The 16,285-nt window shown below is 69.2% G+C and carries 14 protein-coding genes; 2 read left to right on the plus strand and 12 right to left on the minus strand.

The annotated features are described in order from the left end of the window. Positions 1-43: 43 nt before the first annotated feature. Positions 44-2,386, minus strand: coding sequence for a Tex family protein (locus tag ON26_RS18550; RefSeq protein ID WP_040797510.1), 2,343 nt, complete (start codon positions 2,384-2,386; stop codon positions 44-46). 211 nt (positions 2,387-2,597) lie between these two features. Next, positions 2,598-4,262 (minus strand): AMP-binding protein, encoded by a 1,665-nt coding sequence (locus ON26_RS18555; protein WP_040797442.1) that lies wholly within the window; start codon positions 4,260-4,262, stop codon positions 2,598-2,600. Between the two features lie 103 nt (positions 4,263-4,365). On the opposite strand from ON26_RS18555, the gene ON26_RS18560 reads away from it, so the two are divergent. Beyond that, a complete protein-coding gene (locus ON26_RS18560) occupies positions 4,366-5,223 on the plus strand; it encodes a helix-turn-helix transcriptional regulator (protein ID WP_040797443.1) in 858 nt (285 codons plus the stop codon). Positions 5,224-5,361: 138 nt separating this feature from the next. Then, complete coding sequence (locus tag ON26_RS18565) at positions 5,362-6,555, plus strand: outer membrane protein assembly factor BamB family protein (RefSeq protein WP_040797444.1); 1,194 nt, start codon at positions 5,362-5,364, stop codon at positions 6,553-6,555. Between the two features lie 4 nt (positions 6,556-6,559). On the opposite strand, the gene trmD is transcribed toward ON26_RS18565, so the two are convergent. From trmD to ON26_RS18615, 10 genes are all read right to left on the minus strand, one after another. Beyond that, positions 6,560-7,243, minus strand: a complete 684-nt coding sequence (gene trmD, locus ON26_RS18570) for a tRNA (guanosine(37)-N1)-methyltransferase TrmD (RefSeq protein WP_040797445.1) — start codon at positions 7,241-7,243, stop codon at positions 6,560-6,562. Between the two features lie 28 nt (positions 7,244-7,271). After that, a complete protein-coding gene (gene rimM / locus ON26_RS18575) occupies positions 7,272-7,796 on the minus strand; it encodes a ribosome maturation factor RimM (protein ID WP_040797446.1) in 525 nt (174 codons plus the stop codon). 17 nt (positions 7,797-7,813) lie between these two features. Then, positions 7,814-8,056, minus strand: coding sequence for an RNA-binding protein (locus ON26_RS18580; RefSeq protein ID WP_011210690.1), 243 nt, complete (start codon positions 8,054-8,056; stop codon positions 7,814-7,816). Further along, entirely contained in the window at positions 8,056-8,490 is a 435-nt protein-coding gene (rpsP, locus tag ON26_RS18585) for a 30S ribosomal protein S16 (RefSeq protein WP_040797447.1), read from the minus strand. Before rpsP ends, ON26_RS18580 begins: the two co-directional genes overlap by 1 nt. Before the next feature lie 311 nt (positions 8,491-8,801). Next, on the minus strand, positions 8,802-9,896 hold the full coding sequence (locus ON26_RS18590; protein WP_040797448.1) for an amidohydrolase family protein: 1,095 nt from the start codon (positions 9,894-9,896) through the stop codon (positions 8,802-8,804). Between the two features lie 74 nt (positions 9,897-9,970). Beyond that, positions 9,971-11,536 (minus strand): signal recognition particle protein, encoded by a 1,566-nt coding sequence (gene ffh / locus ON26_RS18595; protein WP_040797449.1) that lies wholly within the window; start codon positions 11,534-11,536, stop codon positions 9,971-9,973. Positions 11,537-11,642: 106 nt separating this feature from the next. Beyond that, the gene (locus tag ON26_RS18600) at positions 11,643-11,957 is read right to left on the minus strand and encodes a hypothetical protein (RefSeq protein WP_051027209.1); all 315 of its coding nucleotides are present in this window, start codon (positions 11,955-11,957) and stop codon (positions 11,643-11,645) included. Between the two features lie 123 nt (positions 11,958-12,080). Further along, complete coding sequence (locus ON26_RS18605) at positions 12,081-14,525, minus strand: [protein-PII] uridylyltransferase (RefSeq protein WP_040797450.1); 2,445 nt, start codon at positions 14,523-14,525, stop codon at positions 12,081-12,083. A gap of 86 nt (positions 14,526-14,611) precedes the next feature. Further along, the gene (locus ON26_RS18610) at positions 14,612-14,950 is read right to left on the minus strand and encodes a P-II family nitrogen regulator (RefSeq protein WP_040797451.1); all 339 of its coding nucleotides are present in this window, start codon (positions 14,948-14,950) and stop codon (positions 14,612-14,614) included. Between the two features lie 4 nt (positions 14,951-14,954). Further along, positions 14,955-16,277 (minus strand): ammonium transporter, encoded by a 1,323-nt coding sequence (locus ON26_RS18615; protein ID WP_040797452.1) that lies wholly within the window; start codon positions 16,275-16,277, stop codon positions 14,955-14,957. Between the last annotated feature and the right edge of the window lie 8 nt (positions 16,278-16,285).

Consider the following 16,285-nt stretch of genomic DNA (forward strand, 5'->3'; position numbering starts at 1 on the left):
CGCCGATCCCTCCCCTCCGTAGCCGGGTTCCCGGCTACGGAGGTCAGCTTCCGAAGCCGGCGCGGCGCAGCGCGTCTGCCATCGAACCACTCGGCGCGGGCGCGGGACGCTTGCCCTGGCTGCCCTTCTGCTGCCGCCCCTGACCATTCTGCCGTTGTCCGGCGCCCGTGGGTTGCGAACCGCCGCGACGCGCGCCGTCGCGATTGCCGCCGCGCTCGTTCTTGGCCGCGCCCGGCTCGTCGTCCAGGCGCAGCGACAGCCCGATGCGCTGGCGCGCGACGTCGACCTCGAGCACCTTGACCTTGACGACATCGCCGGATTTGACGACCTCGCGCGGATCCTTGACGAACGAGTGCGACATCGCCGAGACATGTACCAGGCCGTCCTGGTGCACGCCGACATCGACGAAGGCGCCGAAGGCGGCCACATTGGTGACCACGCCCTCGAGCACCATGCCCGGCTTCAGGTCGGCGACCTTCTCCACGCCTGCGGCGAACTCGGCGGTCTTGAATTCCGGGCGCGGGTCGCGGCCGGGCTTCTCCAGCTCGCTGATGATGTCGGTGACCGTCGGCACGCCGAATTTCTCGTCGGTGTAATCCGCGGGGCGCAGGGCACGCAGGGCGGCGGTGTCGCCGATCAGCTCGGTGATGCCGCGGCCGGTCGATTCGAGGATGCGCCGCACCACCGGGTAGGCCTCGGGGTGCACCGCGGAGGTGTCGAGCGGGTCGTCGCCGCCGCGGATGCGCAGGAAGCCCGCGCACTGTTCGAAGGCCTTGGGGCCGAGGCGCGGCACCTTCAGCAGCGCGGTGCGCGAACGGAACGGCCCGTTGTCGTCGCGGTGCGCGACGATGCTCTCGGCCACCGAGGTCGCGATGCCCGAGACCCGCGACAGCAGCGGCACCGAGGCGGTGTTGACGTCGACGCCGACCGCGTTCACCGCGTCCTCGACGACCGCGCCGAGCGAGCGCGCGAGCAGCGTCTCGGACACATCGTGCTGATACTGGCCGACACCGATGGACTTCGGGTCGATCTTGACCAGTTCGGCCAGCGGGTCCTGCAGGCGGCGCGCGATGGAGACCGCGCCGCGCAGCGAGACGTCGAGGTCGGGCAGTTCCTGGGAGGCATAGGCCGAGGCCGAGTAGACCGACGCACCGGCCTCGGAGACCACGATCTTGGTCGGCTTCTTCGCGCCCTCGGTCGCGCCGATGCGCGCGATGAGTTCGGCGGCCAGGGCGTCGGTCTCGCGCGAAGCGGTCCCGTTGCCGATGGCGATCAGCTCGACGCCGAAGCGCGCCACCAGCGCACCGAGCACCGCCAGCGACTTCTCGGTCTGCCCCTGGGGCTTGTGCGGATAGATCACCTCGGTGGCGACGACCTTGCCGGTCGCGTCCACGACCGCGACCTTCACGCCGGTGCGGTAGCCGGGGTCCAGGCCCATCGTGGTCCTCGTCCCCGCGGGTGCGGCGAGCAACAGATCGCGCAGGTTCGCGGCGAAGACGTCGACGGCATCCTTCTCCGCGGCCTGGCGCAGCCGCATCCTCGTGTCGATGCCCAGGCTCACCTGGAGTTTGGTGCGCCAGGCCCAGCGCACGGTGTCCAGCAGCCAGGCGTCGGCCGGGCGGCCGCGGTCGGCGATGCCGAACTTCACCGCGATCCTGCCCTCGTAGATGCTGCGCTGCCCCGGCTCGAGTTCCTCGCTGTCGGGCTCGAGCTGCAGGCTCAGCACCTCCTCCTTCTCACCGCGGAACAGGGCGAGCACGCGATGGGAGGGCAGCGAGCTGAACGCCTCACTGAACTCGAAGTAGTCGGCGAACTTGGCGCCCGCCTCTTCCTTGCCCGGCCGCACCGACGAGGTGAGCTGACCGCGGTTCCACATCAGCTCGCGCAGTTCGCCGACCAGGTCGGCGTCCTCGGCGAACTTCTCGACCAGGATGGCGCGGGCGCCGTCGAGCTGCTCGGCGGTGTACTGCGCCGGATCCGTGCCGGGATCGCCCAGCAGCGCGTCGGCGACCGGTTCGTGGCCGGCTTCGCGCGCGATCTGGGCCTTGGTGCGACGCTTGGGCTTGTAGGGCAGGTAGATGTCCTCGAGCCGGGCCTTGGTCTCGGCCAGCAGCAGGCTGCGGTGCAGCTCGTCGTCGAGTTTGCCCTGCGCGCGAATGGATTCGATGACGGCGGCGCGGCGCTCGTCGAGTTCGCGCAGGTAGTGCAGGCGTTCATCGAGCTGACGCAGCTGGGCGTCGTCGAGACCGTCGGTCGCCTCTTTGCGGTAGCGGGCGATGAACGGCACGGTCGACCCCGCGTCGAGCAACTCGACCGCGGCACGGACCTGGCTCTCGCGGACGCCGAGTTCCTCGGCGATGCGTCTGCCGACGCTTGCCGGGGCCACGAGGGTTGCCGTCGGTGCGGCGGCGGTCGTATCGGTGCTGTTCGTCTCTGAACCGGCGATCTCGGGCGCTGTCGTCACGAGCCGCAACACTAGCGGCTCCCCCGCCGGGGAGATCGCTCCGCCTCGTGCGGGGCGTTTCCCGCCTGTTCGAGGCCGCGACCGACAGCGCGGCCGGACAGGCCTGCCGCGCCGAGGCGATCGATCCTCGGGCTCAACGGCTTTCGCGCTCGCGCAGGATGAAACGTTGCACCTTGCCGCTGGGCGTCTTGGGCAGGCTTTCCACGAAGTGCACGCGGCGCGGATAGGCGTGCGCGGCGAACTTCGTCTTCACCAGCCGCTGCAGTTCCTCGGCGAGTTCGGCGCTGCCCGCGGCTCCGCTGCGCAGCACGACGAACGCCTCGAGCACCTCGCCGCGCAGTTCGTCCGGCAGTCCGACCACCGCGGCCTCGACGACCTGCTCGTGCATCACCAGCACGCTCTCCACCTCGAACGGGCCGATGCGGTAGCCGGCCATGATGATGACGTCGTCGTCGCGAGAGGAGAAGTGGTAGAAGCCGTCGGCGTCGCGCGAACCCGCGTCACCGGTCAGATACCAGCGGCCGTCGGCGGTGAATCGTTGCGCGGTGCGTTCGGGCGCGTCGAGATAGCCGGCGAACCACATCAAGCGACTGTTTTCGGCGTCGATCGCCAGCCGTCCGACCACACCCGGCCCGACCTCGACATCGGAGTCGTCGGCGAGCACCGAGCAGACCCAGCCGGGCAGCGGCTTGCCCATCGAACCGATCGGCGCGACCGAGTTCAGCTGGTCGTGCCAGGCATTGCAGATCACCATGCCGTGCTCGGTCTGGCCGTAGTGGTCGCGTACCGGCACACCGAGGGCGCGCGCCGACCAGGCGACCACATCGGGGGTGAGCGGCTCGCCCGCCGAGGATGCGCGGCGCAGGGTGATCTCCGCGGGGGTCGCGCTGTCGCCGGAGCGCAGCGCGCGGTAGACGGTCGGCGCGGCGGCGAAGTTGGTGACGCCGAAACGCTCGAGCACCTGCATGGTCAGGGCGGGCGAGAAGGGGGCGTGCAGCAACAGGCTGCGGGTGCCCGAGGCCAGCGGCGCGAGGATCGCGTAGTACAGGCCGTAGGCCCAGCCCGGGTCGGCGGCGTTCCAGAACACGTCGTCGGGCCGGACGTCGAGGGCGAACTCCTGGTAGGCGTGGAAGGATGCCAGCGCCCGGACCGGGATCGGCACGCCCTTCGGCGTGCCGGTGGTGCCACTGGTGAACAGCTGGACGAGCAGCCCGTCGCCGCCGACGGCGACCGCCTTCCCACACGGGTCGTCGGCGGTGTAGGCGTCGAGCAGTTCCGCGAACGCCAGTGGCTCGCGGACCGCCAGGCTCGGCGCCGGCTGCCCGGCCACGATCAGCCGCCACGGCACCTGCGCCGGGATGTCCTCGCCGGGCAACAGTTTGACTGCCTGGTCGGCGTCGGAGACGACCACCGCGGCGCGCGAGGACTCCAGCCGCATCGCAATGGCCGGCGGCGCGAAGGCGGTGAACAGCGGCACGTGCACCGCGCCGCGACGCCAGAGGCCCAGCAGCGCGACCACCAGATCCGCGGACTTGCCCATGAGCGTGGCGACCCGGTCGCCCGGGCCGACGCCCAGGTTCGCCAGCGCCGCGGCGAATCGCGCGGAGCGCTCGCGCAGCATGCCGTAGGTGAGATCGGTCGACGACAGATCGGATTCGATCACCGTGAAGGCGACGGCGTGGGCGGGATGCCGGTCGCACAGCAACTCGGCCGCGCAGGCCCCGGGCCCGTCGTAGACCCGCAGGAACTCGCTCACACGCGCATCCATGTCCACCAGCGTGTTCACGTCGACGACCATCTCGGTCTCCTTCTCGGTAATGCCTCGGTAATGCGGAATCTGTGTCGAATAGGATGTGGGTCTGATCACGTCGGCAACTACCCCCGAAAAGGGGTGACAACTCTTGACAGCCATCCCCCTGCTCCGCCCACGCGACGGCGATGCTCTCCGCGCGGAGATCCGCTGGGTCGCCCGGGAGACGGCCGCACCGATCGTGTTCGGCGGCGAGGTACACGACGACACGCTGCTGCTCTCGGAGTTCGTCGGCACCAAGACCAACGGGCTGCGCGGGCTGCCGGTGCTGCGCAGTTCCGGATTGGGCGGCCGGGTGATGGACCTGCGACGCCCGGTTTCGCTGGCCGACTACCGCAACGCTCCCTCGATCACCCATCACTACGACGAACCCGTCACCGGCGAAGGCATCCGGTCGATGTTCGCGGTTCCGGTCATGGTCGGCGCGCATTCGCGCGCGGTGCTCTACGCGGCCACCCGGGGAGGGCCGCTGGGTGATCGCACCGCCGAGCTCATCGTGCGAGCGGGCAGGCGGCTGGCCACCGAGATCGCCGTGCGCGACGAGGTGGACCGCAGGCTGCGGATGCTGGACATCGTGTCCCCGGTGCACGCCACGCGCCCGGAGATGCTCGAGGAGTTGCGGGGCATCCACGCGGAGCTACGCGGACTGGCGGCGGCGGTCGGTGACGACCGGATCCGGGAACGCCTGCACGGGATGTCCGCGCGGCTGATCCGGGTGATCACCGGCGAGCGCGCGGCCGACTCGTCGAACCTGCCGCAGCTGTCGCGGCGTGAGCTGGACGTGCTCTCCGAGGTGGCCTTGGGGTGCACGAATATCGAAGTCGCGCAACGTCTTTCGTTGAAGCCCGAAACCGTCAAGAGCTATCTGCGCAATGCCATGACCAAGCTCGACGCCCATTCCCGGCACGAGGCCGTCGTCACTGCCCGCCGCTTGGGACTGCTGCTCTAGACGCCGCGCAGACGCGCCTGCGCGGCGTAGTCGTGCACAGGGCCCGAGTAGTCCACAGGCGCCGACCGGGGAGTTCGGCGACCCCGCCGACCGTGCGATGATCGGTCGCATCCGATTCCGGGAGGGGGAGTTTCGATCATGGGTGGGAACACGATTCGCAGCGCCGTCCGTGCTGTCGCCGCCGCGGCACTGGCCGCCACGCTGGCCGCCTGCGGGCTCGGGGCGGCGCACACGGAGGGCGGCCCGAGCGGCCCTCCGGACGCACCGATCCTCGATCTGGCGGCGATCGAGAAGATCGATGTCGGCGACCACCGCGACATCGGCGTCACCGAGAGCGGGATCTACACCGTCACCCAAGACGCGGTGGTCGGCTTCGACCCGGCCGGCGACCGGCAGTGGACGTTGCGCAAGGACGGCGACCGGCCCGATCCGGAACGCGTCGAACCGGTGCTCTTCGAGCCGGTATTGCTGGTCGGCTGGGAGAACACGCCGGGGCTGGTCGCCTACTCGACCGAGACCGGCGAAGAACTGTGGAGCACGCAGGCGCAGCAGTGGCTGCAGGGCGAGATCGTGGACGGACGGGTGAGCTTCGCCGACGCGTACAGCGGGAAGCAGCGCTGGTCGGTCGAACTGGCCTCGTTCGGATGCCCGCACTCCGACGATCCACTCACCCCGGTATGGATCCGCGACGCCGTGCTCGTCCGGTGCTTCACGAGCACCGGTGCGGATGGCAGAGGCGCCGACCAGTGGGCGGCGGCGCTGAACTCGATCGACGGCACGACGCTGTGGCAGCGCCAACTCTCCGGCGGCGAGCACGTCGCGGTGGAATCGAGGAACACGCTGGCGATCGCGCACGAGGGCGGGGACACCGAGGTCGTCGACATCACCACGGGCGCGTCGATCGCGCACCGGCCCGCGGCGCCCGGCTCCCGATACCGGCTACCGAGGCCGGACGGGGTCTCGCTGGTCATGGACAGCACATTCCTCGACGAGAACACCGAAATGCGGTTGGAGGAGGCCGACGGCCGGGTGCGCTGGACAGCACCCCTGGATGAGAGGGAAGAGGTTCTGCCACTCACCCCCGCGGTCACCGGCAATGTCCTCCTGGCGAAGATGCAACGCAAATCCGGCGACAAGTCCGTTTCGCTGCTGGCCTACGACATGACCACCGGCACCCGCACCCTCGTGGCGGGGCCCGGGCCGAGCGTGCGCGACGAACAGCCGATTCTGACGATGTCGGTGCGACGGCAGAAGGTGTGGCCACAAACCGCGCCCTGGGGCCTGCTGATACCCGGCGAGGACGGCAGCGTGGCGGTCGTGCCCGCTCGGTGACCGATCAGTCCGGCGGCAACAGATCCGGCCTGCGCTGCCTGGTCCGTTCCAGCGCCTGCTCGTGCCGCCAGGTCGCCACCTTGGCGTGATCGCCGGAGAGCAGGATCGGCGGCACCTCGAGGCCGCGCCAGCTGACCGGCCGGGTGTAGCTGGGGCCTTCCAGCAGACCGTCGGAGAACGAATCCTGTTCGTGGGACTGCTGATTGCCGAGCACACCGGGCAGCAGGCGCACCACGGCCTCGACCATGACCAGCACGGCGGCTTCACCCCCGATGAGCACGTAGTCGCCGATGCTGACCTCTTCGACGCGAACCCGGCGGGCCGCGTCGTCGAAGACGCGCTGGTCGATGCCCTCGTAGCGACCGCAGGCGAAGACCAGATGCTGTTCGCTCGCCCAGCGATGGGCGGTGGCCTGAGTGAACGGGACGCCGGCGGGAGTGGGCACGACCAGCAGGGCGTCGTCGGGACAGACCTCGTCGAGCGCGTCACCCCAGACGGTCGGCTTCATGACCATGCCGGGGCCGCCGCCGTAGGGCGAGTCGTCGACGGACTTGTGGACGTCGTGCGTCCATCGGCGCAGATCGTGCACATCGACCGAGATCAGGCCCTTGTCGATGGCCTTGCCGAGCAGCGCCGTACGCAGCGGCTCCAGGTACTCGGGGAAAATGGTGACTACGTCGAGTTTCATGCCCGACCCCGTTTCATGGCAGGGGTGCTCATTCGGGATCGAGCAGCCCCTCGGGCGGATCGATCACGACGAGTTGCTCGGCGATCGAGACCGTCGGCACGATGGCGGTGACAAACGGGACGAGGATCTGCCTGCCGTCGTCCTTGGCACGCACCGCGAGCAGTTCACCCGCGGCCGAGTGCAGGACCTCGGTGACCGTGCCGATCTCCGTGCCCGCGGTATCGCGCACCGTCAGGCCCTCGAGTTCGTGATCGTAGAACTCGTCGGGGTCGTCCGAGGGCGGCAGATCCGCGCTGTCCACCACGAAGAGCATGCCGCGCAGCGCGTCGGCGGCGGAGCGATCGCTCACGCCGTCCAGTGAGACCAGGAGTCGGCCCGAGTGCTCTCGGGCCGACTCCACGGTGAACTCACGGGTCTCGGTCGAGCGGGGCATCCGCCCGCGCAGCGACGTGCCCTCGGCGAAACGCGCGTCGGGATCGTCGGTGCGGACATCGACGACGAGTTCGCCGCGCACTCCGTGCGACTTGGCGACACGTCCCACGACGAGTTCCATCGGTGGGCGTCTCCCGACTACTGGTCGGTGTCGACGACGTCGACGCGGATTCCCCGGCCACCGATACCGGCGACGAGGGTGCGCAGCGCGGTCGCGGTGCGACCACCGCGACCGATCACCTTGCCGAGGTCGTCGGGGTGCACATGCACCTCGACGGTGCGCCCGCGCCTGCCGGTGATCAGCTCGACACGGACGTCATCGGGATTGGCGACGATGCCGCGTACCAGGTGTTCGACGGCATCGGCGACGACGGCGCTCATTACTCCGCAGCCTCGGCCTCGGTCGCCTCGGTGGCGGCCTCGTCCTTCTTGGCCTTCTTCTTCGGGGTGACGGCGTCGGCGACCGGCTCGTTGTCGGCGGCGGCCAGCGCGGCGTTGAACAGGTCCAGCTTCGACGGCTTGGCGGCCTTGACCTTCAGGGTGCCCTCGGTGCCCGGCAGGCCCTTGAACTTCTGCCAGTCACCGGTGATCTCCAGCAGGCGCTGCACCGGCTCGGTCGGCTGGGCGCCGACGCTCAGCCAGTACTGGACGCGCTCGGAGTCGATCTCGATCAGCGAAGGCTCTTCCTTCGGGTGGTACTTGCCGATGGACTCGATGGCACGGCCGTCACGACGGGTGCGGGCATCGGCCACGACGACGCGGTACTGGGGGTTGCGGATCTTGCCCAGACGGGTGAGCTTGATGCGAACAGCCATGCTGATCTGCCTCTTTCGGATAAGCGGCCGTCGTCTGCGAGAGATGACGGCCAGGATGGTCACCACGCGATTCAGCGACCCGCACGGTCTGCGAGCCCGGTTTCGCGCATGGAGTGTGTGACCGCCGCGCGGCACGTGACCGGAGACGGGCTGACACTGTCCTGAGTAGGACGGTGGTTCATTCTGCCAGACGGCTCGCCGGGCCCGGAAATCGGCTGCTGCTCGCCCGCCGTGGCGCCGCCGCGAGCCGGGCCGGGCCGATGCGATCGGGTGCCGCCTGCCTCGGGTGCCACGTATCGCGGGCCCGGAGGTCAGCGGTGCCCGGTGACAGGATCGGCCGCCGCGACCACCCGGCCGCGCAGCACCACCCAGGCCGGCTCGGCCAGCACAGCCGGGTGGATCCTGGGGTCCTCGCGGTAGACGACGAAATCGGCGGGCGCCCCGTGGGCGATACCGGGCCGGCCCAGCCATGCGCGAGCCGACCAGGAGGCCGCTCCGAGCGCGTCGTGAGCCGACAGACCGGCAGCGCCCAGTGCGGCGATCTCGTCGGCGATGCGCCCGTGCCTGATCGAACCGCCCGCATCGGTGCCCGCGTAGATGGGCACGCCCGCATCGTGGGCCTTGCCGACGGTGTCGCGGACGCGACGGTGCAGATCGCGCATGTGGGCGGCGTAGACGGGGAACTTCCCGGCACTGTCGGCGATATCGGGGAAGGTGTCGATATTGATCAGCGTCGGCACGAGCGCGGTGCCGTGTTCCACCATCATCGCGATGGTGTCGTCGGTGAGACCGGTGCCGTGTTCGATGCAGTCGATTCCGGCCGAGAGCAACCCGGGCAGGGCGTCCTCGCCGAAGACGTGCGCGGTGACCCTGGCGCCATTGGCGTGTGCGGCCGCGATGGCCTCGGCAACCACGGCGTCGCTCCACAGTGGCCGCAGATCGCCCACGGAGCGGTCGATCCAGTCGCCGACGATCTTGACCCAGCCGTCGCCGCGCCGCGCCTGCTCGGCGACGATCTCCGGCAGGTCGCGCTCATCGTCGAGCTCGATGCCGAGTTCGCGGATGTAGCGCTTGGGGCGGGCGATGTGGCGGCCCGCCCGGATGATGCGCGGCAGGTCCTCGTGGTCGTCGATGAAATGCGTGTCGATCGGCGAACCGGCGTCGCGCAGCAACAGCGCGCCCGCGTCACGCTCGACCTCGGCCTGCGCGATGGCACCGTCGTGATCCTCGTGACCGCCGCCGTAGCGGATGCCGACATGACAGTGCGCGTCGACCAGGCCGGGCACGATCCAGCCGGTGTCGCACAGCGTATCGGCGCCGGGCACCGGCTCGAAGGAGACCGTACCCTCGTGCACCCACAGGTCGCGGATGTCGTCGTCGGGCAACAGGATTCCACGAAGGTGCACGCGAACCTCCTCGGCGCGGGTCGGGTGAACTTCAACCTACCGCGCCGAGTCGCCGCGTGGTCCGGCGAGCGGAACTACTGCTTGGGGAACTTCAGCTTCGACAGATCGAAGCCCTCGAGGCCGGGCGGCAGCTGGTCGAGGCCAGGCGGCATATCGGAGAGATCGGGCATCCCCGCGGGGAGTCCCGGCATCCCGGCAGGCATGCCGGGGAAGCCACCGCGCATCTTCGGTGGGGTCGGACCACGTCCACCCTTCTTGCCCTTCTTGCCCTTCTTGTTGCCGCCGCGCCGCGAGCCGGGCATGCCCATCTGGCGGCCCATCATCGCCATCATCTTCTTGGCTTCGAAGAACCGGTCGACGAGCTGGTTCACCTCGGAGACCTGGACGCCGGAGCCGTTGGCGATACGCAGCCTCCGGGAGGCGTTGATGATCTTGGGGTTGGCCCGCTCGGCGGGGGTCATGCCGCGGATGATCGCCTGCACCCGATCGAGTTGCTTGTCGTCGACCGCGGCCAGCGCGTCCTTCATCTGACCCGCACCGGGCAGCATGCCCAGCAGGTTGCCGATGGGACCCATCTTGCGGATGGCCAGCATCTGCTCGAGGAAGTCCTCGAGGGTGAGCTCGCCGCTGCCGATCTTGCGGGCGGCCTCCTCGGCCTGCTGCGCGTCGTAGACCTGCTCGGCCTGCTCGATGAGGGTGAGCACGTCGCCCATGCCGAGGATGCGGCTGGCCATCCGGTCGGGATGGAAGACGTCGAAGTCCTCGAGCTTCTCACCGGTAGAGGCGAACATGATCGGCGCGCCGGTGACATTGCGCACCGACAGCGCCGCACCACCGCGGGCGTCGCCGTCGAGCTTGGTGAGCACCACGCCGGTGAAGCCGACGCCGTCGCGGAAGGCCTCGGCGGTGGCGACCGCGTCCTGACCGATCATCGCGTCGAGCACGAACAGGGTCTCGTCGGGCTGGACGGCATCGCGGATGCCCGCGGCCTGGCGCATCAGCACCTCGTCGATGCCGAGGCGACCCGCCGTGTCGACGATGACCACGTCGTACTGCTTGGCCCGCGCCTCGGCGACACCGCCGCGCGCGACCTCCACCGGATCGGCCGCGGAAATGCCCAGCGGATTCTCGCCACCGCCGATCGAGGTGCCGGCGTGCGGTGCGTACACAGGCACGCCCGCACGTTCGCCGACCACTTGGAGCTGGGTCACCGCGCCGGGGCGTTGCAGGTCACAGGCCACCAGCAGCGGCTGATGCCCTTGACCCTTGAGCCATTTCGCGAGCTTGCCCGCCAGGGTGGTCTTACCCGCGCCCTGCAGGCCGGCGAGCATGATGACCGTCGGCGGGTTCTTGGCCAGGCTCAATCGCCGGGTCTCGCCGCCGAGGATCTGGATCAATTCCTCGTTGACGATCTTGACGACCTGCTGGGCAGGGTTCAGCGCGGCGGACACCTCGGCGCCCTTGGCGCGCTCTTTGATCTTGGCGATGAAACCGCGCACCACAGGCAGCGCGACGTCCGCCTCGAGCAGGGCCAGCCGGATCTCCCGGCAGGTGGCGTCGATGTCGGCCGGTGACAGACGCCCCTTACCGCGAAGATCCTTCAGGGCACCGGTTAGCCGGTCGGACAGGGATTCGAACACCGATCGCGCTCCTGATCTCGAGTGACGTCAATTGACTACCCAGGGTAATGGGGTCACTCGGGCTTTCGCGCACGCGGTGGCCGATATCGCTACCCGGATGCGGCCGCTACTCGACCTTCACGGCATCCGCATCCCCGGCGCAGAGCAGATCGTGGTTCTCCAGCCGCACCAGATGCACCGACTGCCTGCCGGTGAGCCCGATACGGAGGGCCAGCGGATCCAGCGTCGACCACTGCGCGGGCGTATCCATCTGCTCGGTGGCGACCGCCGCCGCGATGGTCATCGCCGCCTCGGCCTGCTGCCCGGTCAACGTGCGACCGGGTAGCCAGGAGACGACCCAGAGATCACCGCCGACGCACCGTGCCATGTGTGAGGTGTCGTCACTGGTGATCATCGACGCCTCGACAACCCGAATTGCCATCGACCAGCTCCCATCGTCATCTGCGCGGGACGGACCGTTCTAGATCGTATGTGCCGCGCCGTGACCGACGAGCGCGTCTCAGCTAATTTTCTGCAACATTACGGTCGCGGTTCGCGGCACTCCTCAGACGGAGCTTGCGGTGTTCTCCTCCGGCGGTTTGGGCGCCGGCCGCGGAACCACCTGCAGGACCGCCTTCTCCACCGCCTCCCGGCGCTGCGGATCGTCCGTCGGCCCCATATCAAGGCAGAACGAGTCGACCACTGCCGAACCCATGGTGACCACCTTGGCCCAGCGCACATTCACCCCGCACCCGGCCAAGGCGGCGGCCAGCCTGCTCAGCAGGCCGATGCGGTCCTCGGCGCGCAGTTCGAGAATGACCTGACCGTCGGTAGTGGTCGGCGACCACAGCAAACGCGGCTCGGCCTGCGCGTACGGTCCGCGATCGGCCACGGTCGTCTCGCGCTCGCGTTTGGCGAGCACGCCGGGCAGATCCAAATCGCCCGCGATGGCGCGGATCAGTTCCTGACGCAGCAGCCCCGCGTCCGGCGGGTCGCCGAACTTGGGGGTCACCACAAACGTGTCGATCGCCGACTCGCCGTGCATGCCCACCGAGGCCGAGAGCACCCGCAGCGAATGCAGGGCGAGGACGCCGGCCGCGTCCGAGAGCAGCCCCGGGGTGTCGGGCGCGATCACGGTGACCAGATGGGTGAATTTGCCCTCACCCTGGGTCAATTCGACATGCACGCCACCGCCCGCAGCCTTGGCCAGCAGTTCGGGCGCGATCTCCTCCGGGGACGGCAGCGCGTCGCCCGCCATCATGGCTCGGCAGCGACGCACCAGATCACCGATCAGCGAGGCCTTCCACTCTCCCCATACGCCCGGCCCGGTGGCCAGCGAGTCGGCCTCGGCCAGGGTGTGCAGCAGTTCCAGCAGTTGCGGGTCGCCGTCGAGCGCGTCGGTGACCGCGCGAACGGTGTCCGGGTCGTCGAGATCGCGTCGGGTCGCGGTGTCGGGCAGCAGCAGGTGGTGGCGCACCATGGCGCTGAGCGTGCGCACGTCCGAGGGCCACAGACCGAGACGGTTGCCGATCTGAGTGGCCAGGTCGGCACCGACGACGCTGTGATCGCCCTGCCTGCCCTTGCCGATGTCGTGCAGCAGCGCGCCGAGGGCGAGCAGATCCGGGCGGGCGACGCGGGTGCTCAGCGCACTCGCGTAGGCCACCGTCTCCATCAGGTGACGATCGACGGTCCAGGTGTGCACGGCGTCGCGCGGCGGCAGGTCACGCACCGCACCCCATTCCGGCAGCAACCTGCCCCACAGACCGGTCCGGTCCAACGCCTCGATCGCGCTGATCACGCCCCGGCCGGACCCCAGCAGCACGAGCAGGTCGTTGAGCGCGTCCTTCGGCCAGGGCTCGCGCAACTCGGGGGCCTGCTCGGCCAGCCGGGCAAGCGTGGTCGCCGACATCGGCAATCCGGTCTGGGCCGAGGCCGCCGCCACCCGCAGTGTCAGCCCGGGATCGCGCTGCGGACGCGCGTCACGGGCCAGCACCACCTCGCCCGCGTGCTCGACCACCCCCTCATCGAGTGGTCGACGCACCGGCATCCGCCGCAACTTCGCCAGGCCTCGGCGGGGCAGGGCGTTGGCGGCGGTCCGCAACCCGACCTCGACGGAATAGCTCACCGTCCTGGCCGAATCACTCAGTGTGCGAGCGAGATCGAACCGATCGCCGATACGCAGCGCCGCGCCGATCTCGTCCGCGTCCTGAGCCCGCAACTGGTCGCGACCGCGTCCGGCAACGCGGTGCAGTTCGGTGCGGACGTCGAGCAACCGACGGTGCGCCTGCTTCAATCCGCCGCCGGGCACATCAGGACCGAGCCCCGGCATGGCGTCGGTCAGTTGTGCGATGGCGAGCGCATCGAGCAGCTGGATGTCACGCAGGCCGCCGCGACCGTTCTTCAGGTCGGGTTCGGCGCGATGGGCGATCGCGCCGCTGCGCTGCCACCTGGCCTCCGCCTGAGCGACGAGTTCGTCGAAGCGGCGGCGGATTCCGTTGCGCCACTCCCTGCGCACCCCGCTGATCAGCAGGTTGCTCAGCTCTTCGTCGCCGACGATATGGCGGGCTTCGAGCATGCCGAGCGCGGCGATCATGTCGTTGTCGGCGACCTGCAGCGCCTGGGCGACGGTGCGAACGCTGTGGTCGAGCTTGATGTGGGCGTCCCACAACGGATACCAGAGCTGATCGGCCACCTCGGCTACCCGCGTGGAAGCGGTGTCGTCGTGCAGCAGAACGAGATCCAGATCCGAATAGGGCAGCATCTCCCGGCGGCCCAGACCGCCGACCGCGACCACGGCCAGGCCGCTGTCGGGGGTGATGCCCAGCTCGGCACCTTTGTTCGTGAGCCAGAGTTCGTAGAGATCGACCAGCGCCAGACGCACCGACTCGGCATCCAGTCGCGGATTGCGCGGCATGCCGCCTTCGAGCAATTGCTTGCGCGCCTGCACGAGGCCGGCCGCACCACCGTTGGTCGCCTTCGCGCCGCCGGCTTCCCTACTTCCACTACCCATGACCCACCACCCGTTTCATGAGTGCGGCCCCGCCCCGACCGGGCTGTCCGATCGAAGCGGGGCCACCGCTCGGCTCGTTGTTCCGGCTACAGCGCGTCGGTGCCGCGCTCGCCGGTGCGCACCCTGATGATCGACTCGACCGGAGTGACCCACACCTTGCCGTCACCGATCTTGCCGGTCCGCGAGGCCTCGACGATGATGTCGACGACCTTGTCCACCGAGGCGTCGTCCACGACAACCTCGACCCGGACCTTCGGCACGAAGTCGACCGAGTACTCGGCGCCGCGGTAGACCTCGGTGTGCCCCTTCTGGCGGCCGTAGCCCTGTACTTCACTGACCGTCATACCGAACACGCCGGCCTGTTCCAGACCCGTCTTGACGTCTTCGAGCGTGAACGGTTTGACGATTGCGGTGATCAACTTCATGTCGTCATGCCTCCTTGGACAGCGAGCGGGCGGTGGAACCCACAGCAGCGAAATCGTATGCGCTTTCCGCGTGCTCGGACTCGTCCAGGCCCGCTGCCTCGCCCTCGTCGTCGGCGCGCAGTCCGATGGTGTACTTGATGGCCAGCGCGATGATCGCGGTGACGACCAGCGAGTAGACGAGGACGGTGAAGGCGCCCGCGGCCTGCTTGATCAGCAGGTCGAGACCACCACCGTAGAACAGACCCTCGACCGCCGCGGGCGCTTCCGGCGCGGCGACCAGACCGACGAGCAGGGTGCCGACGAGACCGCCGACCAGGTGCACGCCGACCACGTCGAGCGAGTCGTCGTAACCGAACTTGAACTTCAGGCCGACAGCCAGGGCGCAGAGCGCACCCGCGGCGATGCCGATGACGAGCGCGCCGAGCGCGTTCACCGAGGAGCAGGACGGGGTGATGGCGACCAGGCCCGCGACGATGCCGGAGGCGGCGCCGAGCGAGGTGGGATGACCGTCGCGCAGCTTCTCGACCAGGAGCCAGGCCATCATGGCCGAACCGGTGGCGATGGTGGTCGTCAGGAACGTGGCGCCCGCGGTGCCGTTGGCGCCCACGGCCGAACCGGCGTTGAAGCCGTACCAGCCGAACCACAGCAGACCGGCGCCGAGCATGACGAACGGCAGGTTGTGCGGGCGGAACGGGGTCTGCGGCCAGCCCTTGCGCTTGCCGAGGATCAGGACGAGCACCAGGGCAGCGGCGCCTGCGTTGATGTGGACGGCGGTGCCACCGGCGAAGTCGATGGCTTGGAGCTTGTTGGCGATCCAGCCACCCGCCTCGGCGGTGCCTCCGTCGAAGGCGAACACCCAGTGCGCGACAGGGAAGTAGACGACGGTGACCCAGATGCCGGCGAAGAGCAGCCAGGATCCGAACTTCAGGCGGTCGGCGACCGCGCCGGAGATGAGCGCGACGGTGATGATCGCGAACATCAGCTGGAAGGCGGCGAACAAGGTCAGCGGGATGGTCCCCATGAGCGGGAGCTCACCGGCTTCGGTGACTCCGAACATCTTCGACAGGCCGAAGTACTGGGTGGGGTCGCCGAACAGGTTGCCCTTGTCCTCACCGAAGGTGAGCGAGAAGCCGTACAGCGACCAGAGGATGGTGACCAACCCCATCGCGCTGACGCTCATCATGATCATGTTGAGCACGTTCTTCGCGCGGACCATGCCGCCGTAGAAGAACGCGAGTCCTGGTGTCATCAGCAGAACGAGTGCGGCACTCGCCAGCATCCATGCGGTATCGCCGGTGTCCGGCGTACCGATTACGGGAAAAGCCACCTTAATGT

Source organism: Nocardia higoensis NBRC 100133 (assembly GCF_000308595.1).
In the GTDB taxonomy this organism is placed as follows: domain Bacteria; phylum Actinomycetota; class Actinomycetes; order Mycobacteriales; family Mycobacteriaceae; genus Nocardia; species Nocardia higoensis.